This is a genomic window from Pedobacter psychrotolerans, assembly GCF_004340665.1.
In the GTDB taxonomy this organism is placed as follows: Bacteria; Bacteroidota; Bacteroidia; order Sphingobacteriales; family Sphingobacteriaceae; genus Pedobacter; species Pedobacter psychrotolerans.
The window spans coordinates 161,905-183,545 of record NZ_SLWO01000002.1; the positions used below are offsets into that span (position 1 = coordinate 161,905).

At 37.2% G+C, this 21,641-nt stretch carries 20 protein-coding genes; 5 read left to right on the top strand and 15 right to left on the bottom strand.

The genetic code is table 11. The features are described from left to right. Positions 1-98 precede the first annotated feature (98 nt). The gene (locus EV200_RS04575; protein WP_132529681.1) at positions 99-833 is read left to right on the top strand and encodes a L,D-transpeptidase family protein; all 735 of its coding nucleotides are present in this window, start codon (positions 99-101) and stop codon (positions 831-833) included. A 56-nt stretch (positions 834-889) separates the two neighbouring features. Here the strand turns inward: EV200_RS04575 and fabG are convergent, their stop codons facing one another. From fabG to sucD, 10 genes are all read right to left on the bottom strand, one after another. After that, complete coding sequence (gene fabG / locus EV200_RS04580) at positions 890-1,633, bottom strand: 3-oxoacyl-[acyl-carrier-protein] reductase (protein WP_132529683.1); 744 nt, start codon at positions 1,631-1,633, stop codon at positions 890-892. A gap of 51 nt (positions 1,634-1,684) precedes the next feature. Further along, on the bottom strand, positions 1,685-1,981 hold the full coding sequence (locus tag EV200_RS04585; RefSeq protein ID WP_229676763.1) for a GIY-YIG nuclease family protein: 297 nt from the start codon (positions 1,979-1,981) through the stop codon (positions 1,685-1,687). Between the two features lie 133 nt (positions 1,982-2,114). After that, positions 2,115-3,191: an agmatine deiminase family protein gene (locus tag EV200_RS04590; protein ID WP_132529685.1), complete on the bottom strand. Its 1,077-nt coding sequence runs from the start codon at positions 3,189-3,191 to the stop codon at positions 2,115-2,117. A 124-nt stretch (positions 3,192-3,315) separates the two neighbouring features. Next, entirely contained in the window at positions 3,316-4,191 is an 876-nt protein-coding gene (locus EV200_RS04595) for a carbon-nitrogen hydrolase (protein WP_132529687.1), read from the bottom strand. 245 nt (positions 4,192-4,436) lie between these two features. Further along, a complete protein-coding gene (locus tag EV200_RS04600) occupies positions 4,437-4,673 on the bottom strand; it encodes a cysteine-rich CWC family protein (protein ID WP_229676764.1) in 237 nt (78 codons plus the stop codon). Between the two features lie 293 nt (positions 4,674-4,966). Further along, the gene (locus tag EV200_RS04605) at positions 4,967-7,351 is read right to left on the bottom strand and encodes a ribonucleoside-diphosphate reductase subunit alpha (RefSeq protein WP_132529689.1); all 2,385 of its coding nucleotides are present in this window, start codon (positions 7,349-7,351) and stop codon (positions 4,967-4,969) included. A 151-nt stretch (positions 7,352-7,502) separates the two neighbouring features. Next, positions 7,503-8,474 carry a ribonucleoside-diphosphate reductase small subunit gene (locus EV200_RS04610; protein ID WP_132529691.1) on the bottom strand — a complete coding sequence of 324 codons (972 nt, stop codon included), beginning with the start codon at positions 8,472-8,474 and terminating at the stop codon, positions 7,503-7,505. 453 nt (positions 8,475-8,927) lie between these two features. Beyond that, positions 8,928-9,308 (bottom strand): septal ring lytic transglycosylase RlpA family protein, encoded by a 381-nt coding sequence (locus tag EV200_RS04615; protein ID WP_132529693.1) that lies wholly within the window; start codon positions 9,306-9,308, stop codon positions 8,928-8,930. 144 nt (positions 9,309-9,452) lie between these two features. After that, positions 9,453-9,956 (bottom strand): methionine-R-sulfoxide reductase, encoded by a 504-nt coding sequence (locus EV200_RS04620; RefSeq protein WP_132529695.1) that lies wholly within the window; start codon positions 9,954-9,956, stop codon positions 9,453-9,455. A 583-nt stretch (positions 9,957-10,539) separates the two neighbouring features. Beyond that, positions 10,540-11,412 (bottom strand): succinate--CoA ligase subunit alpha, encoded by an 873-nt coding sequence (gene sucD, locus EV200_RS04625; RefSeq protein ID WP_132529697.1) that lies wholly within the window; start codon positions 11,410-11,412, stop codon positions 10,540-10,542. Between the two features lie 269 nt (positions 11,413-11,681). Here sucD and EV200_RS04630 point away from each other — a divergent pair, with 269 nt between their 5' ends. After that, positions 11,682-12,104, top strand: coding sequence for a cupin domain-containing protein (locus tag EV200_RS04630; protein ID WP_132529699.1), 423 nt, complete (start codon positions 11,682-11,684; stop codon positions 12,102-12,104). A gap of 94 nt (positions 12,105-12,198) precedes the next feature. Here EV200_RS04630 and rlmF read toward each other — a convergent pair whose 3' ends face one another. The 5 genes from rlmF to truA all read right to left on the bottom strand — a co-directional run bounded on the left by rlmF (position 12,199) and on the right by truA (position 17,869). Then, positions 12,199-13,164, bottom strand: coding sequence for a 23S rRNA (adenine(1618)-N(6))-methyltransferase RlmF (gene rlmF, locus EV200_RS04635; protein WP_132529701.1), 966 nt, complete (start codon positions 13,162-13,164; stop codon positions 12,199-12,201). Between the two features lie 115 nt (positions 13,165-13,279). Continuing rightward, positions 13,280-14,113, bottom strand: coding sequence for a cyanophycinase (locus tag EV200_RS04640; protein WP_132529703.1), 834 nt, complete (start codon positions 14,111-14,113; stop codon positions 13,280-13,282). Then, a complete protein-coding gene (locus EV200_RS04645; protein ID WP_132529705.1) occupies positions 14,113-15,138 on the bottom strand; it encodes an isoaspartyl peptidase/L-asparaginase family protein in 1,026 nt (341 codons plus the stop codon). Before EV200_RS04645 ends, EV200_RS04640 begins: the two co-directional genes overlap by 1 nt. A 53-nt stretch (positions 15,139-15,191) precedes the next feature. Then, a complete protein-coding gene (locus EV200_RS04650; RefSeq protein WP_132529707.1) occupies positions 15,192-16,961 on the bottom strand; it encodes an ABC transporter ATP-binding protein in 1,770 nt (589 codons plus the stop codon). Between the two features lie 149 nt (positions 16,962-17,110). After that, complete coding sequence (gene truA / locus EV200_RS04655; protein ID WP_132529709.1) at positions 17,111-17,869, bottom strand: tRNA pseudouridine(38-40) synthase TruA; 759 nt, start codon at positions 17,867-17,869, stop codon at positions 17,111-17,113. A 227-nt stretch (positions 17,870-18,096) separates the two neighbouring features. On the opposite strand from truA, the gene EV200_RS04660 reads away from it, so the two are divergent. The 3 genes from EV200_RS04660 (at position 18,097) to EV200_RS04670 (ending at position 21,601) form a co-directional block, all read left to right on the top strand. Next, positions 18,097-18,552 (top strand): DUF4293 domain-containing protein, encoded by a 456-nt coding sequence (locus EV200_RS04660; RefSeq protein WP_132529711.1) that lies wholly within the window; start codon positions 18,097-18,099, stop codon positions 18,550-18,552. A 60-nt stretch (positions 18,553-18,612) separates the two neighbouring features. Continuing rightward, positions 18,613-19,482 carry a carboxylesterase family protein gene (locus EV200_RS04665; protein WP_132529713.1) on the top strand — a complete coding sequence of 290 codons (870 nt, stop codon included), beginning with the start codon at positions 18,613-18,615 and terminating at the stop codon, positions 19,480-19,482. Positions 19,483-19,675: 193 nt separating this feature from the next. Next, entirely contained in the window at positions 19,676-21,601 is a 1,926-nt protein-coding gene (locus EV200_RS04670; RefSeq protein ID WP_132529715.1) for a DEAD/DEAH box helicase, read from the top strand. The last annotated feature ends 40 nt before the right edge of the window (positions 21,602-21,641 follow it).

Here is a 21,641-nt window from a genome sequence, read left to right on the forward strand (position 1 = left end):
CTTCAGAAATACACATCGCCATATTTTGAGTCTTATCTTTGCACTTAAACTTAACGTTTTTTGCGGTTAAAGTATTAGCTTTAACTAAACATATATTTATGAAATTAATCTGTTTAACGCTTTTATTATCACTCAGCATAATGGCCGAAGCACAAAATAATTTCAAGGCCACTCAAATTAAATTCGAAAGGGTAAAAAAGGCTTATCAGGAAAAGTGGGAAACTTTACATCGGTCACTACAATCAGCTGGTTATCAAGATAATTTTTCATTGATCATTAATGCTTACAAGGCTGAAGGTAAACTGGAGATTTGGCTAAAGGGCAATACCGATCAGAAATATTCATTATTTAAGACTTATGATTTTTGTGCACATTCAGGTATTCTGGGCCCAAAATTGATGGAAGGCGATAAGCAAACGCCGGAAGGTTTTTATTATATCAATATTTTTAATCCGGTGAGTACTTATCATTTATCCCTTGGCATTAATTATCCAAATGCTGTCGATTTATTTAGAACAGGTAATAATAGAAAGCCTGGCAGCGATATTTACATCCATGGCAATTGTGTCACCGTTGGCTGTATCCCATTAACCGACGAGAAGATTAAAGAGGTTTATATTTTAGCGGTTGAGGCTAGAAATGCTGGACAAGAAAAAATTCCGGTAAATATCTATCCATTCAAAATGACAGAGGGAAACATGAACAAATACGCAACACAGTTTCCTGTCCAAACCAGTTTTTGGAAAACACTACAAGCAGGTTATCGGGCTTTTGAGCGGAAGAAAAACCTCCTGCACATTACTGAGGTTAAAGGAAAATACATTATAAAATAAAGACCTGCTAATTTTTAAATTTAGCAAGTCTTTATTTTTTGGTATTTCGGCTTAAATTAAAGCATTCCGCCACAAACTGATAATGTTTGGCCTGTTACATAAGCACTCATATCTGATGCTAAGAACACACAAACATTAGCAATATCTTCCGTTTCACCCGCACGTTTTAATGGAATATCTTTTTCCCATCCAGCAACCACAGCAGGATCTAAAACCTCTGTCATTTCTGTACGGATAAAACCCGGAGCCACCACGTTGGCACGGATATTTCTTGAGCCTAATTCTTTAGCAACTGATTTTGTAAAACCAATAATTCCAGCCTTAGATGCAGCATAATTAGCTTGTCCGGCATTACCCGTAACACCAACAACTGAACTCATGTTGATAAAAACACCTTTACGTGCTTTCATCATTACTTTAGATGCAGCTTTTGTTACATTGAATATAGACTTTAAGTTGATGTTGATGACATCATCCCAATTTTCTTCACTCATCCGCATTAACAAACCATCTTTAGTAATCCCTGCGTTATTTACCACAATATCAATTGTTCCGAATTCTGCGACAACATCACTGATCAACTGTTCGGCCTGATCAAATTTTGATGCATCAGAACGATAGCCTTTGATCTTTGTTCCAAAACTTTGCAGTTCTTGCTCTAGTGCTTCGCCTTTTTCTACTGATGACAAGTATGTAAATGCCACATTAGCACCTTGCTCAGCAAATTTTTCAGCTATTTTACGACCAATACCTTTCGATGCACCAGTAATTAATGCTGTTTTTCCTTCTAGTAATTTCATTTATTATTTTATTTTTTGTCAGTCTGAGCTTGTCGAAGACCGATCTGTTATTTATTTTTTATAGTTTGATAATCTTACAATCTCATCCCAATCCTCATTAAATAATGCTTCTTTCTTTCTTCGACTCCATCCTTTAACCTGCTTTTCAAAATCTATTGCATCTTCTATTTGATCAAATCTTTGAAAGTATTTTAATAATACTGGTCTTCTAGAAAAGGTATAACTAAAAACGTTTTCGCCGCTGTTGTGTTGTGCAAGTCTAATTTCCAAATCATTTGTTACCCCTACGTAATAACTTTTATCTGAGCATTCCAATATATAAACAAAGTAATTATGTATTGTAGGCATAAATTTCAGTGGGTTAAGTTATAAAATAACGCTATATCACATACCATTCTTTGTCATAGCAAGCAGTCTAAAAACCTCAAAATTCCTTCGACAGGCTCAGGATGACAACCGCTTGCATATCACAATTCCCCACTTAAACTGCAGGTTCCTGCTGACTCAAGCAATGGAAACTTCCTAATCCCCAAATAATATCTACAGAGTTAATACCGATCACTTTTCGATCTGGAAAACATCCTTGAATAATATCTAAAGCTTTCTGATCGTTTATATCATTAAAAATCGGTACAATTACGGCTGCGTTGGCAATGTAAAAGTTTGCGTATGATGCCGGCAAGCGTGTATCATCATAAATTACGGGTGATGGCATCGGCAACTCCACAATATTTAATGAACGACCATCATGCAGTTTCATGGCTTTTAGTGCTTCTAAATTTTCCTGTAGCAAGACATAGTTTTCATCCATCGGATTACTTTCTACAACGGTCAAAACTGTATCTTCATTTACAAAGCGGGTGATATCATCAATGTGTCCATCGGTATCATCCCCTACTATGCCATCGCCCAACCACAACACTTGGTGCTGACCATAATATTCCAGCAAATATTGTTCAATCTGCTCTTTAGTCAAATGAGGGTTACGGTTTTCATTCAGCAAACAAGCTGTAGTGGTTAAAACTGTTCCGGCACCATTAAATTCTACCGATCCACCTTCCATAACAATATCAGGTGCAAACAAGGGCAAATTAAAGTGTTTCGCAATTTTAGTAGGAACCACATCATCCAAATCAAATGGAGGATATTTTCCACCCCAGGCATTGTAACCCCAGTCTACTACCGCCTTTTGATTTTCTTTAAGCAAAAATGCTGGCCCATGATCACGACACCAAGCATCATTGGTTTCATTGAAATAAAATTCAATCTGACTTAAATCTGCATCAACTTTTACTAATTCGGTAGTTGCAAATGCTTTCATCTCCTCATCCCGAACATTGATACGCACTTTCTCCCCTTCTGCAACAGCTTTGATAAATTGGCAATATGGTTCATAAATCGTTTCAATTTTACCTGGCCAGCTTTCCTCTTTGTGTGGCCAGCTTAACCAGGTTGCTTCATGTTTTGCCCATTCAGCCGGGAATGAATAACCTTGCTGTTTCGGTGAATAATCGAATTGATTGATATTTAATTCTTTTCTTGGAGGGAAATTTGACATTCGTTTGGTGTTATAATTTTAGAGGTGTCACAATGAGCTTGTCGAAATGTTTAGTCCTTCGACAGGCTCAGGGTGACATCTACTTATAATGTTCGCTTTAAGCTTTGGTCTTCAACCTTTTAGCTTAATCCTCGTCTATATATCTTTTGGTAATCGGTTGATAAGTATCTATTCTCCTATCTCTTAAAAACGGCCAGTGCTTGCGCATGAAGTCGCTTTGATCCAGGTCTAATTCTACTACCTCTGTTTCTTCCTGATCATGGGAGGCTAGATAAAGTAACTTACCTTGAGCATTTGTAGCGAAACTACCACCCCAGAATTTCATAGCACCATCTTGTTCAAAACCCACCCGATTCACACTCACTACCGGTACGCCATTGGCAACGGAATGAGAACGTTGTATGGTTTGCCAGGCATTATATTGGTCTTGATTGGTTTCTTCATCCTGAGTGGTATCCCAACCAATAGCCGTTGGATAAAACATAATATCCGCTCCCATTAAAGCAGTTATACGAGAAGCTTCAGGATACCATTGATCCCAACAAATTAAGATGCCGATTTTAGCGAATTTTGTTTCGAAAACCTTATAACCTAAATCACCCGGGGTGAAATAGAATTTTTCATAGAAAGCCGGGTCATCAGGAATATGCATTTTGCGATATTTACCTAAATATGAACCATCTGCATCTAAAACAGCTGTTGTATTATGATACAAACCTTGAGCACGTTTTTCAAATAAAGATGCAATAATAACTACGCCTAATTCTTTCGCCACCACTTGTAAAGCATCTGTTGATGGTCCAGGAATCGCTTCAGCTAAATCGAAATTATCATAATCTTCAACATCGCAGAAATACAATGAAGTAAAGAGTTCCTGCAAACAGACAATTTGCGCACCTTTTGCAGCAGCCTCTCTTACTTTATCAATCGCTTTATTTAAATTTTCTTGCTTATCCTGAGTACAACTCATCTGTACCAAGCCAACGTTTACTTTCTTCATCTTATGTAAATGAGTTAGTGAATGATAGAATGATAGAATGTCTAGCTTATGCCTCATTCACTCATCCAAAATTCATTCATTCAAAATTTTCGTCAAAGTTAATATTTTGTTTAAAAATAGAACGGCATATTTGCTTAAATGTTTTCTGGAAAAGAATAGGATAAGCCCAGGATATTTTTATAATTGGAACATTTTAAACTTAAGAAGTTTCGCATCGCACAAACCAGTAAATTTCATAAGTTAAATTATACTCCAATTTCTTCTCGGTATTCTTGTTGCAATTCAAATAAACATTTGGCACATAAACAGCCATCATACAATTCTGATATGTATTGTACTTCATTAATGCTGAGTTGCACCACGCTACATTGACATTTGGTATAAGCATTTGCCTTGCATTCAATAGCTGTTCCACATCTTTCGCAGGGAATAATCTCGTGTTTGCTATGTTTAAAGGTGTTGTTCATTGGTTCAATGGTCATTAGTTCACTAGTGTTTGGCGCCTTAGCAACGAATGAACCATTGGCTAATAAACTGATGAACTAAAAGCAAAAATATACACAAAAAATAAGGTTTTGAGCATTTGCTCAAAACCTTACGATATGATTAGATTCGTCATCCTGAACTTGTTTCAGGGTCTTCTTTAAATGAGATGCTGAAATAAATTCAGCACGACGACCTCTTTAAGATTGCTTCAGCCCGCTCAAATCCAGCCTCGCAATGATAGCAAGACGGTAAGCTTTTCGCTTTAGTCTTTCAGCTTTAGTCTCTTAGCTTAACCTGAACAGCTGATACAGCCTTCTTCCATTGAACAAACTGGTCCGTCGACGATTTCTTCTGCAACCTGATCTGCTGACATTTGAGCAGGAATAACTGCTTCAATTGCTTTCCCACCTTGATTTTCTACTGTAAACTGAACCGCTTGGTTAGCAGCTTGTGTACGTAGATAATACATACCTGTTTTCAATCCTTTCTCCCATGCATAAAAATGCATTGAAGTTAATTTTGAAGTATTTGGCGCATTTACAAACAAGTTTAACGATTGTGATTGACAGATATATGCACCACGATCGGCAGCCATATCAATGATGTTACGCATCTTAATTTCCCAAACCGTTTTATACAATTCTTTAATGTAATCAGGGATAGATGCAATGCCTTGAATTGAACCGTTAGCCAATATGATTTGATTTTTCATATCGTTGTTCCATAAACCTAAAGCAACTAAGTCTTTCAATAAGTGTTTATTCACCACTACAAATTCTCCACTTAGTACACGACGGGTATAGATATTTGAAGTATAAGGTTCGAAACATTCGTTGTTACCTAGAATTTGAGAGGTAGATGCAGTTGGCATTGGTGCAACCAATAAAGAGTTGTAAACACCATCTTTCACTACTTTACTACGTAAGGTTTCCCAATCCCAACGACCACTATCTGGTGTTACGTTCCATAAATCGAACTGAAACTGACCTTTTGATAAAGGAGATCCTGCAAATGTTTGGTATGGACCATTTTCTACAGCCAAATCATGAGAAGCTGTCATTGAAGCGAAATAAATCGTCTCGAAAATATCTTTGTTTAAACGTTTTGCTTCATCACTTTCGAAAGGTAAACGCAATAAGATAAATGCATCAGCTAAACCTTGCACACCTAAACCAACCGGACGGTGACGCATGTTTGAGTTTTCAGCTTCCTGAACAGGGTAATAATTATGATCAATAATTTTATTCAGGTTTAAAGTAGCCTGATAAGTTACTTCATATAATTTATCATGGTCAAACTGGCCATTGATTACAAAACGAGGCAATGCTAAAGAAGCTAAGTTACAAACCGCAACCTCATCTTTTGATGTATATTCGATAATCTCTGTACACAGGTTAGAACTTTTGATAGTTCCTAAATTCTGCTGATTAGATTTGCTGTTTGCAGCATCCTTGAACAACATATATGGTGTACCTGTCTCAATTTGTGAATCTAAGATAGCAAACCAAAGTTCCTGTGCTTTAATGGTTCTTCTACCACGACCTTCAGCTTCATACTTCGCATATAATGTTTCGAATTCCTTACCAAAGCAATCAGCTAAACCTGGTGCTTCATGCGGGCAGAACAATGTCCATTCTCCATTATCCTTAACACGTTGCATAAATAAATCGTTTATCCAAAGCGCATAGAACAAATCACGGGCACGCATTTCTTCTTTACCGTGGTTTTTACGCAAGTCTAAAAATTCAAAAACATCAGCATGCCAAGGCTCCAAATAAATAGCAAAGGCACCTTTACGTTTACCTCCACCCTGATCTACATAACGGGCAGTATCATTAAATACACGTAACATTGGAATGATACCATTACTCGTACCATTTGTACCACCAATATAAGATCCTGTTGCACGGATGTTATGGATACTTAATCCAATACCACCTGCACTTTGAGAAATTTTGGCAGTTTGTTTTAAAGTATCGTAGATTCCTTCAATACTATCATCTTGCATAGTAAGTAAGAAGCATGATGACATTTGAGGTTTAGGGGTAGCAGCATTAAATAATGTTGGTGTTGCATGTGTAAACCAACGCTCACTCATTAAATTATACGTTTTGATGGCACTCTCGATATCCTCTTTGTGAATACCCACTGAAACACGCATAAACAAATGTTGTGGGCGTTCTACAATCTGACCGTTTACTTTTAAAAGATATGATTTCTCTAAAGTTTTGAAACCGAAGTAGTCAAAACCAAAATCACGATCGTAAATGATAGAACTATCTAAGATATCTTTATTTTTTTCGATAATTTCAAAAACATCATCCGCAATTAGTGGTGCTGCTTTCTGTGCTTTCGGGTCAAAATATTCGTACAACATTTTCATTGTACCCGAGAACGATTTGGTGGTATTTTTATGCAAGTTAGAAACCGCAATACGCGATGCTAATAAAGCATAATCAGGGTGTTTTGTAGTTAACGATGCAGCTGTTTCTGCAGCAAGGTTATCCAACTCTGACGTAGTCACACCATCATATAAACCTTCGATTACCTTTTTAGCAACATCGATTGGATCTACAAGGTCTGAATTTAAACTGTAGCACAACTTTTGAATACGAGCTGTGATTTTGTCGAATTGCACGGGCTCTTTGCGGCCATCTCTTTTTAGTACGAACATAGGTGATGAGATTTATTTTGTTAATGAGTGAGTTTTGAAGGATTGAATGACTTTCCTATCAACCTTTTGAACCAACTCTAATATTTTATTTATTTTTTGAATGATGAAAAGAGCAATCACTCATTCTATCATTCATTAATTCAAATTTTAATTAAAAGTCTTCATCTAAAGAAAACGCCTGTTTATTATTATCAGCAGAAGTTAACACTCCACTTTTCTGATAATCTCCAACACGTTTTTCAAAGAAATTAGTTTTTCCCTGTAATGATATCATTTCCATAAAATCGAATGGATTGGTTGTATTGTAGATTTTTTTATAACCCAGTTCCTGTAACCATCTGTCGGCCACAAATTCAATATACTGGCTCATTAATTTTGCATTCATCCCAATTAAAGCCACTGGTAATGCTTCTGTAATAAATTCTTTTTCGATTTCTACTGCATCGCTGATGATACCATGAACTTGTTCTTCGCTTAATTTATTGCTCAACATACTGTACAATAAACAAGCAAATTCACAGTGAGAGCCTTCGTCTCTTGAAATTAACTCATTACTGAAAGTTAATCCTGGCATTAAGCCACGTTTTTTTAACCAGAAAATTGAGCAGAAACTTCCGCTGAAGAAAATACCTTCAACCGCAGCAAATGCCACCAAACGTTCTGCAAAAGTTCCATTATCAATCCAGCGTAGTGCCCATTCTGCTTTTCTTTTTACCGCAGGTACGGTATCAATAGCATGAAATAAACGGTCTTTTTCTTCCGGATCTTTAATATAAGTATCGATTAATAAGGCATAGGTTTCAGCATGGATGTTTTCCATCATGATCTGAAAACCATAAAAACAACGGGCTTCAGGTAGCTGAACCTCACTCATGAAGTTTACGGCTAAATTTTCATTCACAATACCATCACTGGCAGAGAAGAAAGCAAGGATATGGGAGATAAAATGTCGCTCGCCATCATTTAAATTATCCCAGTGTTTCTGGTCATCAGAAAGATCAATCTCTTCAGCTGTCCAAAAACTGGCTTCGGTTTTTTTATACATTTCCCAAATTGCCGGATATTTAATCGGCAAAAGCACAAATCTATCTTTGTTTTCTTGTAGTAATAATTCCTGTTCCATAACTGATACTTTATTTTCTTCATTTTAATCAGAGCCGACAAAGACATGCATCCACCAATTTTATATGATGATTGTGATATCTTGATCAAAACGCTGTAGTGAAAGTGCTAACCCTCGCCTCTTGGCAAACAACCGCATTTTTAGCTTGGTAAATTTAAATAGGCAATCAGAGAGAATGCTTGTAAAGCACTAAAAATTAAGCTTTTATATTTGTTTTCAAGTGCAAGAAGTTGAAGAACTTTGTTGAAACAAATATAGATACAGACGGCTTGTTTTTTGAATCAAAGTTGTTAACACCATTGGGATTTAAGTGAAGAAACCCATCAGCTAAATATCATTTTCAGGCGAAAAAAAAGCTAATTGTTTAGTTTCAAGGGGCTAGCAAACAAAAATAAGTGTTAATAACTTAAATTAAAGGCATATAACCTTTAAGAAATAGAGCTAAAAGGAATATTATTCTAAGGTATAACTAAGGCTTACTTTGGCTATTCCCTGGCGGAATATACCAATTTGCTTTGCAGCACTTTCAGATAAGTCTATTGCTAGTTTTTTAGAAAACGGACCCCGGTCATTAACCTTCACTACAACCGATTTTCCATTGTCAGGATTAGTTACTGTGATTAAGGTACCCATCGGTAAAGTACGGTGTGCGGCTGTTAATTTTTTTGCTCTGTATTTTACGCCACTGGTTGTTCGGCGGCCTTCAAACTTTCTGTGGTAATAAGTTGCCATAACTGTTTTTTTTATACTATCGGGCTCATTTGATGAACCAGAATTTTGTGCTTTACCTTGTAAAAACAGGAAACAAAAACTTAATAACAGCAGATACTTCATAGGCTAAATTTTCTTTGTCGAGCGTGCAAATATAAGCATTTAGTTTATAATCAACAATTTGTGGAAAAACAGCTAAATTTTGAGCATTAAAAAAGGCGTATAACTTATCGCTATACGCCTCTACCTAACCCAACTATACCCACCTTATTTTTTATCCGGCACGAAATTCATAGAGATTGAATTTACACAATGACGCGTGTCTTTATTGGTAAATCCTTCGCCTAAAAATACGTGGCCTAAATGCGCTCCACAATTGGCGCAAACAATTTCTATACGTGATCCATCAGCATCAGGAATGCGTTTAACGGCACCTTTTATTTCATCATCAAATGCAGGCCATCCACAATGTGCATCAAATTTACTTTCAGATCTATATAATGCTGCATTACAACGTTTGCAGGTATAAGTACCCTTTTCGGTTGTATGTTCGTATTTACCTGTACCAGGATATTCCGTTCCTTTATTAACAATTACTCTTTCTTCTTCGGGTGTTAATGGATTCCAGTTCATTTTCTTTTTCGGTATGATATTTTCTGATTGCTGTGTTTGTTTTACTTCTTTCTTTTCCTGCTTTTGAGCACAGGCAGAAAGGCTGGTAATTAAAACAACAGCAGAGATCAAAAATAGTTTATTTAACATTGTGTTCATGTATCAATATACGGTATTGATTTTGATTTGGTTTGCTGGTTTAAGAGAATCATATTCTATTTACAGAACAATGATAAATGTGGCTTTTAGTTGGGAGTTGGGATGCAGAAGCCTCTCCCTGACAAAGTTTGGATGGTATGTTCTTTTCCTGTAAGTCCCTCTCCTGAAAGATAGGGAAATAGAAGGTAGTGGTTTAAACCTAAAGTAAAATAAAAAATATTAGATTGTTATGAGGTGATCATTACGAAAGTAAAATAGCCTCTCCCTATGAAAGTTTAGTAGTTTTATTCTGCTCTGCACGTCCCTCTCCTGAAAAAGAGGGAAACTAGGATTAGTGATTTGAACCTATAGCCAAAATATTCATTATCACGAATTGTAAATGATCTTATGAAAAGACAAACGAAAAAGCAAATTTAACCAACTCCAGTAATCCGTTGGGTTATACTCTCTACCCCCCCAATCCCTCTCTTTCAGGCGAGGGACAGTACAAAAAAGCCTGACCACAACCTTTAATAGGGTGAGGCCAAAAAAAAAGCGTCTCGAACCTAATCGAAACGCTTTTATATAAAGAGATTTTTAAATCTTATTTTGCTAATTCTTCTGCCATTGCAGCGCCGATTTCAGCAGGGCTTTCTACCACACGAATACCACACTCACGCATGATTTTCATTTTGGCAGCAGCAGTATCATCAGCACCACCAACAATTGCACCAGCGTGACCCATTCTACGTCCTGCAGGTGCAGTTTGACCAGCGATGAAACCTACAACCGGTTTAGTACCATTTTCTTTAATCCAACGGGCAGCTTCAGCTTCCATTCCACCACCAATTTCACCAATCATGATGATACCGTGAGTTTCAGGATCGTTCATTAATAACTTAACGGCTTCTACAGTTGGTGTTCCGATAATCGGGTCGCCACCAATACCGATTGCAGTGGTAATACCTAAACCTGCTTTAACCACCTGATCTACCGCTTCGTAAGTTAAAGTTCCAGATTTAGAAACCACACCAACATTACCTTTCTTGAAGATAAAGCCTGGCATGATACCAATTTTAGCTTCATCAGCAGTGATGATACCTGGGCAGTTAGGGCCAATCAAAGTCACATCACGATCTGAAATATATTCTTTAACCTGAATCATATCCTTAGTCGGGATACCTTCAGTAATACAAACAATTACTTTAATACCACCTTCTGCAGCTTCCATAATGGCATCAGCAGCAAAAGCAGGCGGCACAAAAATGATAGATACATTTGCTCCTGTTTGATCAACAGCATCTTTAACCGTATTAAAAACAGGCTTTTCTAAATGTAATTGCCCACCTTTGCCAGGCGTTACACCACCAACTACGTTTGTACCATACGCCAACATCTGTTCTGCATGGTAAGTTCCTTCGTTTCCGGTAAAACCCTGAACGATAACCTTAGAATCTTTATTTACTAAAACGCTCATGTATCTATTTTTTTGTGCAAAGCTAATATTATTGACTGGAAAGTCAAGCCTAAAAATAGATTATTTAGCCCATTTTTCTGTAAAAGTTAACGAATTCATTTATGGTAGCCAGAGTCTACTATTCAAATCATGAGGTTTGAAAACCTTATAAGTTTAATATCAGATTTATTTATAAACTTTTGTGCTTTTGGCAAAACCGGGCAAAACGCTTAATTTTAGCATAATGGCATAAAGACTATGCTGAAAGCTTTAAAACAGATAAAAATATAATGAAAAACAAAACATACATTATTCTATTTTTTTTAACCATAATGGCTTATGGTACTAAAGCACAAACTAATGATACCGCTAAGTATATATTACAAAATGATGCCGATGTTGCTAAAAAAGAACCTGGCACCCATCGGGGAGGTGGCGAAACCATAGGTTTTAATTTTTTTGGGGATGCCAGAAACCTTAAAACAGTTTTTAAAAAGAGAATATTGAAACCTGGCTCCTCAATAGGTTATCACTTGCAAAAAGAAGATGAGATTTATTATGTCATTAGTGGAAATGGCACCATGCAGATGAATGGAAAAAATTTTCCGGTAAAACCTGGCGATGCCATTTTAACCCGCACCGGAAGTTCACATGGTATTGCCCCAAATAAAGACAATGATCTGGTTATTTTGATCGTTTACGAAAAGAAATAATAACAAAAAGGGAGATTAAAAAAATTAATCTCCCTTTTTATTATTATGAAACAATCGTTAGTCGATTAAAGACTTACAACTCCGGACTTAAGACTTATTTCCATCCTTTTGACCATTCAGCCTGCGCTTCATCATCCTGGAAAGTCCAGGCCACAAAACGACTTATTTTTTGTCCCTGGCTCATTTGAACGGTACGTACTTCAAAAGCATCTGCCTTTACCAAAGCACTATAGATGCTTTTTAAGTTTGCACTTTTAGAAACGAGGGAAGTAAACCACAATACCTGGTTTTTAATTTGCGCACTTTGAACAATCATTTGCTCTACAAATGCACGTTCGCCACCTGGGCACCAAAGCTCGGCCTTGTTACCTCCAAAGTTTAAAACATGTTTTACTTCTTTTTCTGTTCCCCCTAAATTACGCCATTTCTGCCTTGTACCTTGTTCTGCTTCTTTTAATGAGGCATGAAACGGTGGATTACAAACCACTGCATCGAAACGTTCTTTGGCACCAACAATGCCTCTAAAAATACCCATTTTTGATGATTGCTGACGGATTTCAATCTTACCTTGTAACTCTTTATTGGCCTCAATAATCCGCTTAGCGGAATCTACAGACAGCGGATCAATTTCTGACCCAACAAAGTTCCAGCCATATTCCTGATGACCTACAATTGGATAAATACAATTGGCTCCTACACCAATATCAAGCACATTTAGTTTATTTCCTTTTGGAACTTTTCCTTTAGCGCTTGAACCTAAAAGATCTGCTACGTAATGGATATAATCGGCCCTGCCCGGAATAGGAGGACAAAGGAAATCCTGAGGAATATCCCATTGGGAAATATTATAGAAATATTTTAGTAATGCCCTATTTAATGCCTTAACAGCATTTTGATCTGCAAAATCAATAGAATCATCATTGTGTTCATTTTTAAAAACGAAACGTTTTAGTTCTTTTGATGCTGCGATAAGTTGTTTGAAATTGTAACGCGAACGGTGTTTGTTGCGTGGATGTAACTCGCTTTTTTCCTTGCGGTTGTTTTGTTCTTCTTGAGCCAATGTGATCTGGTTTAATTAAACAAGCTGTGTGCATGTTTCTGATGCAAAGATAGCTTAATTAGTTGGGAGTTTTAATTGTATAAAAGGTAGAACGTATTCAACTCATAAAACTTTGTTATGGCTTAATTTCGATTACATCTCCAGCAGTGAAAATACCAAACGATGCTTGATTAAACTTTAACAAACCTTTATCTGTATGGTTAAGTGCCTTTGGATTTGCCAATCGAATGACCTGACTTTCACCGGCAACAGTTGCCTGATGACCATGAACAATAATTGCCGTACCTTCATCAATACCTACACAAACCAAATCAGGATGTGCAGCCAAGGCAGAAATTAAGCGGTTGTATCTATTTCGTTTCAAGAAATGCTGATCAATAATGGTATTCTCCAGCAAGCCCATTCCTTCTGCGAATTTAATATTTCCATTCCAAAGTTTGTTGAAAGTTTCCTTGTAAACCGTATCTAAAAGTTGTTTGCCAGTAATCATGTATTTACTCATTACTGCAGCTCCGGCACTTGTACCAGCAATAGTTGAACCATTTTTATAGGCTTTGTGAATGGCAGTATAAACGGGCGTATTTAATACAGATTTCATAAACCGGTTTTGATCGCCACCTAAAATATAGATCAGCTTTGCTCCCGCCAGTGAATCAATCCAACTTTCATCATTTACATCATGCTTACTAAAATTAAAGTTTCTGATTGCGTGCTGATCCATTCTTTTCAGTTGCTGAGAAAGTGTTTTAAAACCAGCATCTGGAATTTCACTCGCCATAGGCAAAACGATAATATAATCCTTTGCTTTTAAATCAGCAGTATTCAACATTTGTTTCATCAAATCATCAGAACGATTTCCACCTCCGATAATGAATAGATTACCCTTGTTTTGTGCCTGAACGAATATTGAAAACCCAGTCAATATGAGCAATAGAAAAAGCTTTTTCATTATTTATAGATGCTCACTTCAATTTTACCATCAACAGTAATGGCACCTCTGTACATTCCTTCTGTATTAAAAGGCATGGCGATATTCCCTTTTCTATCTAAGGCAATCAAACCACCATCACCTCCCATTTTACCCACTTTATCTAAAGCAATTTTTGATGCTTCAACAACTGATAAACTTTTATACTCCATTAAATCAGAAATGGTTTTCGCGACAACATTACGGATGTAAAACTCGCCCCAGCCTGTACAAGAAATACCTGCCGTTTCATTATTGCAATAGGTACCTGCGCCAATAATGGGCGCATCGCCCACGCGACCATATTTCTTATTCGTCATCCCTCCCGTTGAAGTTCCGGCAGCCAGATTACCGGCCTGATCCAATGCGACACAACCTACGGTACCGAATTTATAATCGTGGTTTTTAATTCCCAGAAGATCAGACTTCTTACTACCATGATCCAACACAGCTTTGGTCGAATCTTCTTTAATGGCTTGCTGCAAGCCATCCCAACGTTCTTGTGTCCAGAAATATTTTGGATCTACAATTTCCAGACCTGCTTCTTTCGCAAACTGATCTGCACCAGCACCAACCATCATCACATGCTCCGATTTTTCCATCACTGCTCTTGCTGCTGAGATGGGATTTTTGATTGTAGTTACACCTGCAACAGCACCTGCCATTAAGGTTTTTCCATCCATAATGGCAGCATCCATTTCATTTTTACCCTCATGTGTAAAAACAGCACCTTTACCGGCATTAAAATGTGGATCATCTTCCAGCACATGAATAGTTGCTTCTACAGCGTCAAGGCTTGTTTTTCCTTTTTTTATTTGCGCATAACCAGCCTGCAAAGCTTTAGTTAAAACGGCAATATATGCAGCCTCCTTTTCAGGCGTCATGTTTTTTTTAAGAATGGTTCCGGCGCCACCGTGAATAACCATTACATATTTTTTCTGCTGTGCGGCAACATTTAAAGTAAATAATGAGATCAGGATAATGGCAAATAGTTTAGATATTTTCATTTTTCGGATTTTAAAGAGGTTAAATTAAGAAATTCTATCCAAAAAAGGCCAGATTAAACCTTCGCAATCCCTTTTGAAGAAAACTGCAGATCATAAAGTTTTTTATAGTAACCATCTAGTTTCAATAGTTCCTGATGAGTACCTTTTTCTTTAATTTCACCTTTGTCCAATACAATAATCTGGTTGGCTTTTTGGATAGTAGATAAACGGTGGGCAATCACAATTGAAGTTCTGCCTTCCATTAAATTATCAATGGCTTTTTGAATCAACAATTCTGTTTCAGTATCAACCGATGAAGTAGCCTCATCTAAGACCAGGATAGCCGGATTGTGTACTAAAGCACGAATAAAGGAAATTAACTGCGCTTGTCCGGCTGAAAGCGTTGCACCCCTTTCCATCACATTATATTGATAGCCGCCAGGTAACCGTTCAATAAATTCATGCGCACCAACCTTTTTAGCGGCATTAATGACTTCCTCAATGGTTATTTCTGAATTGTTGAGTGTGATGTTATTTAAAATTGTATCGGAAAACAAGAAAACATCTTGCAGCACTGTAGCAATGTGACTTCGAAGGTAATCAATATCAAAATCATCAATTTCTATCCCATCTACCGTAATTTTCCCTTTTCCTATTTCATAAAAGCGGTTTAGAATATTAATGGTTGATGATTTTCCAGCTCCTGTTGCTCCAACAAGGGCCACTGTTTCGCCAGCTTTAACCTCAAAAGTTAAATCTTTCAAAACATAATGATCTTCGTTATAAGCGAACCAAACGTTTTTGAACTCGATATTACCAGCTAATTTTTCAGGTTTCTGATGTCCTTCATTTGGCGTAGTATCTTTGGTATCCAATACCTTAAATACACGTTCTGCACCAACCATGCCCATTTGCAGGGTATTAAATTTATCTGCCAGTTGACGAATTGGCGTAAAAACCATTCCAAGGTACATGATAAATTGGGTAATTGTTCCTGGTGTGACATCCAGCGGCTTGGCTAAAATACTCTTTGCACCGTACCAAATCAATAAACCTAAAGACATGGCAGAAATCAATTCCACCACTGGAAAAAAAATAGAGTAATACCAGTTGGAACGGATATTCGCATCGCGATAGCGCTTATTAATGGCATAAAACTTTTTATACTCCTGCCTCTCTCTGGCAAAATACTGTACAATGGAAACACCGGTAATATGTTCCTGTAAAAAAGTATTTAGGTTGGAGACTTCATTTCTAATTTCCTGAAAAGAAATCTTAATGGCTTTCTGAAATTTCCTGGTAGCCATAATTAGAAGTGGTATAGGAAGCAGTACCACTACGCTTAGCTCCCAATCGGTATAAAGCATAACACCAACAATTACCACTACTTGCAAGGAATCGCCAATCATGGAAATTAATCCTTCAGAGAATATATCTGCAATAGTTTCTAAATCGGATACGGTTCGGGTAATTAATTGTCCAATAGGCGTTTGATCGAAAAATTTAAGTCGAAGTTTGGTAATGTGATTAAAAACGTTAATTCTTAAATCGCGGATGACAGATTGACCCAGGGTATTCGTCAAAAGGGTATGATTGTACTGAATCAGTGTTTGCAGAATCAGCATAAAAACCATCAACATGGTCATGTTTACCAAGCCAGCGTATTTGCCCGCTAAAATGTAATGATCAAGCGTATATTTAATTAAAAAAGGCCGGACTGGTGAAATTACAGCGAGTAAAATAGTTAAAATTACAGACCAAATAAAAACAGCACGATAAGGCTTTACATATTGAAAAATACGTTTCAGCAATCCTGTGTTATATACTTCGCCTGTTACTGCCATCTTTTTAAATTTTGAATGAATGAGTGTTGAATGAATAAGTGACCATTCGATAATTCAATCATTCTATACTTAAATAATTTTGAATGAGTGAGTTTTGCCATTCTATAATTCAATCACTCTATAATTCTTTAATTCAACCATTCTATACTTCAAACATTTTTTATATACGGATATTCTATTTTCACTAAATACAAACCACAAGCGGGTACGGATTGCCCGGCGTTGCTACGGTTTTTACTTTCAATAATTGCTTTAAAATCGGTTAAGTTAATCTCATTTTTCCCAATTCTTACCAGTGTACCCATAATTGCCCTTACCATGTTCCGCAAAAAGCGATCAGCTTGAATGGTAAATACCAAACTTCCATCTATCTCAGCAAAAAACGCCTGAACAATTTTACAATTATTGGTGAACGTTTGGGTATTAGATTTACTAAAGCAAGAGAAATCGATATAATCAAACAGTAACCCTGCAGCCTGGTTCATTGCCGATAAATCCAATTGATCCTTAATTAACCACGACCTGTTTAGTTTAAATGGATCTTTTTCAAAATGAATAAAATATTGATAAGCACGGGATGTGGCATCAAAACGGGCATGTGCATCATGATGAACGGGAATAATCCGTTTAGCCGCAATTTGATATGGCAAGAGTGCATTGATACTTGAGATTGAGTTTAAAACTTTACTTTCTTCCAGATTTTCAAGATCAAAATGAGCATAAAAATCTTTGGCATGAACACCAGTGTCAGTTCTTCCGCAACCTAATGTTTCAACAGCTTGTCTAAAAACAGTTGATAGCGCCTTATCCAATAGCTCCTGAACGGTTATTGCATTGGGTTGAATTTGCCAGCCATGGTACAAGCTGCCATCATATGCGATTTGTATGAAATACCTTATCTTATTCAAAGTGCTGCAAAAATACATTTTAGGTAGCAAAGGGCAAAGGGATTAGTAAAGAGCATAGGGTGGTTAGGTGGTTAGGTGGTTAGGTGGTTAGGTGGTTAGGTGGTTAGGTGGTTAGGTGGTTAGGTGGTTAGGTGGTTAGGTGAAACCATAAACGCATGCCTTATGTTTGACATCTCTTTTATCCTACCAATAAAAAAGTTATTTTTGCCCAAATAGTTTAAATTAACATGATACAAAGAATACAATCAATCTGGCTGTTTTTAGCAGCATTGGCTCTCATATTAATGCTTATCTTACCTTTTGCAACCACAAAATTAGGGAATACAGGTTTAGAACAATCAATTTACACCTTCGGTACCAAAGTGACTGCATTTGGCAAAACTAACATGAACTTACCCCTGTTGATAGCGAACATCGCGTTAGCCATTATCTGCTTTATCAACATCTTTAATTTCAGAAAACGTAGTTTTCAAAAACGTTTTGCCATTGTTTCGATCTTATTAATTATTGGCTTTGCCTTTTGGTGCAGCGTTTATGCAAAGGAATTACCTGGCGGCATTGAAGGTGCACATTTTGGAGCTGGTGCTTATCTGCCTGCTATCGCCATTTTATTTCTTGTTTTGGCCATTTTTGGCATTAATAAGGATGAACGTTTGATTCGATCAGCTGAAAGGTTGCGCTAGTTTTTAGCACTTATCGTCACTTCCTGAATTTTGCTCCTAACCGCTAAATTATGTTCCTGCATGCTGACTAAAACAAGACCTGTAATTTATATCCTATCATTGGTGTTGTGTTGTGGAATATTATCATGTAGCCAACGTGTTCATACTTTCGGGAAAACCAATATCCCAAAAAGCACTGATTCTTTTTATCTTAAAAAAAGAATAGCTCAAATAAAGCATTTTGATGCCAATGCTTTCGCTAAAGGCACTTTTAAGGGCAATGCTGATACACCAATTGCCTATCGATTTTTCAAATCTGAAGGCTCCAATAGCAAAAAGAAACTTCCGATGGTGATTCTGTTTCATGGATCAAACGCAGTTGGAACTGACAATAACAGCCAGTTGGGAATTTTGGCCAAGTTGTTTGCGATGAATGAAATACAGGCTAAATACCCTGCGTTTATTTTGGCACCGCAATTCCCAGCCAGATCATCAAATTATACGCTTGATAAAAATAGAAATGTTTTAACTTCGGTTCCACAACCCTGCCTGCAAACGGCATTGCAACTAATCGATAGTTTAAAAAACACCTTAAATGTTGATCAGAAAAGAATCTACCTCATCGGGTTTTCCATGGGTGCTTCTTCGGTGATCAATGCTTTATCTTTACAGCCTGATTTATTTGCTGCCGGCATCAGCATTTCTGGCATACCACAATTCGATCATATTAAAGAACTGCCAAACACTCCTATTTGGCTGATTCATGGAAACATGGATACCGAAAACCCTTTTAACAGCGATGCACAATTTTTTAAGGAATTAGATTCCAGCAACAAAATCCGATTTTGGGAATTCGATAAACTCTCGCACAATGACATATTTGCTCCAGCTATTTTAAATACAGAACTCCCAAGCTGGCTATTCAAACATCGACGCAAATCGCTAGAATAAAAAATCAATCAATAAAATTAAAATTTTGTGCTTTAATTAAATATGATTAATTATTCTTTTGCCTTTTGATCTTTTACATCTTTCGTTTCTTCCTAATTTTCAAATATTTAGCATAAAAAACTATTTACTTGATTATCTGTAAAATACGAAATATTAAGCTTACCTTTGCGGCTCAATTAAAAATAAAAGACGAATGACAAACCCATTTCAATTATTGGGGATAAGTGATGACGTCGTTAATGCCGTAAAGGACCTTGGATTTGAAACTCCAACGCCTATTCAGGAGCAAAGTATTCCTGTACTGTTAGAAGGCACTAATGATTTTGTTGGTTTGGCCCAAACAGGAACAGGAAAAACAGCCGCATTTGGTTTGCCGCTGTTAGAACTAATCGATTTTAAAGTTAATAAACCACAGGCATTAATTTTATGCCCTACCCGTGAGTTATGCTTGCAGATCGCTAACGACCTTAAAAACTTTTCTAAAAACGTTGCTAATGCCCACGTTGTTGCCGTTTACGGTGGCGCGAACATTATGCAACAACTACGCGAAATACGCCAAGGCGTACAAATTGTAGTGGCCACGCCTGGCCGTATGTTGGATATCATTGGCCGTAAAGCCATTGATTTTTCTTCAGTTAAATATGTTGTGCTTGATGAAGCTGACGAGATGTTAAACATGGGTTTCCAGGATGACATCAACGACATTTTATCAACTACACCTGATGACAAAAAAACCTGGTTATTCTCGGCTACCATGCCAGCAGAAGTTCGCCGTATTGCTAAAAAATACATGAACGAGCCTGTTGAATTAACCATGGGCACCAAAAACACAGGTAACGTAAACATTGAACACGAATATTATATCGTTCGTGCACGTGATAAATACGCAGCCTTAAAACGTATTGTAGATTTCAACCCTGAAATTTTTGCGGTAGTATTTTGTAAAACCAAATTGGATACACAAGATGTTGCTGAGCATTTAATTAAAGATGGCTACAATGCTGATGCTTTACACGGCGATTTATCGCAACAACAACGTGATAAAGTAATGCAACGTTTCCGTGAGCGTAACATGCAATTATTAATTGCTACTGATGTTGCTGCACGTGGTATCGATGTAAGCGGCGTTACTCACGTAATTAACTATTCTTTACCTGATGAAATTGAAAGTTATACCCACCGTTCTGGCCGTACTGGTCGTGCTGGTAAAACTGGTATTTCAATTTGTATCATCAATTCTAAAGAAGTCGGAAAAATCCGTCAACTGGAACGTATTATTGGTAAACAATTTACTAAAGCTGAGCTTCCTACAGGATTTGATGTTTGTGAAAAACAATTATTCTCTTTAGTGCATAAAGTTCATAACGTAGAAGTAAATATCGAACAAATCGATCAGTACATTCCACGTATTATGGATGAGTTTAAGGAACTTTCTAAGGAAGATGTAATTAAACGTTTCGCTTCATTAGAGTTTAACCGTTTCTTGGATTACTATTCTAAAGCACCTGATTTAAATGCAGCAGCTGGTGATGATCGTGGAGAAAGAGGTGAACGTGCCGGACGTGGACGTGGTAGCGAAGGTTACACTCGTTTATTCATTAATTTAGGTTCTGTAGATGAATTTACACGTGGCGACATGTTATCATTTATCTGTAACAACGGAAAAATTGGTGGCAAAAGCGTTGGTAAAATCGATTTAAAAGGTGTTTTCTCTTTCTTTGAAGTAGAAGATGCTGTAGCTGATACTGTTTTTGAAGGCTTTAAATCTGTTGAATTCAATGGTCGTCAGGTTCGCATTGAAAAAAGCGGAGATGGTGGTCGTGAAGGTGGTGGCGAAAGACGTGGTGGCGGTGAAAGACGTAGCGGTGGTTTCGGTGGCGAACGCAAAAGCGGCGGTGGCGGTGGTTACCGTGGCGGTAGCGGCGGCGGTGAGCGCAGAAGTTCTGGCGGTAGCGGAAGACGCGAAGGCGGAAGTCGTGAAGGTGGAACAAGCGGTGGCGGTTTCAGAGATTTCTCTGGTCGTAGCCGTGATGAAAAAGGTGGAAACACTGGTGGTAGCGGACGCAGAGAAGGTGGAAGTCGTGAAGGTGGAAGTGGCGAACGCAGAAAAAAATGGTAAATCACTAAACCAAATATTTTACAAGCCGTTCCGATTTAAT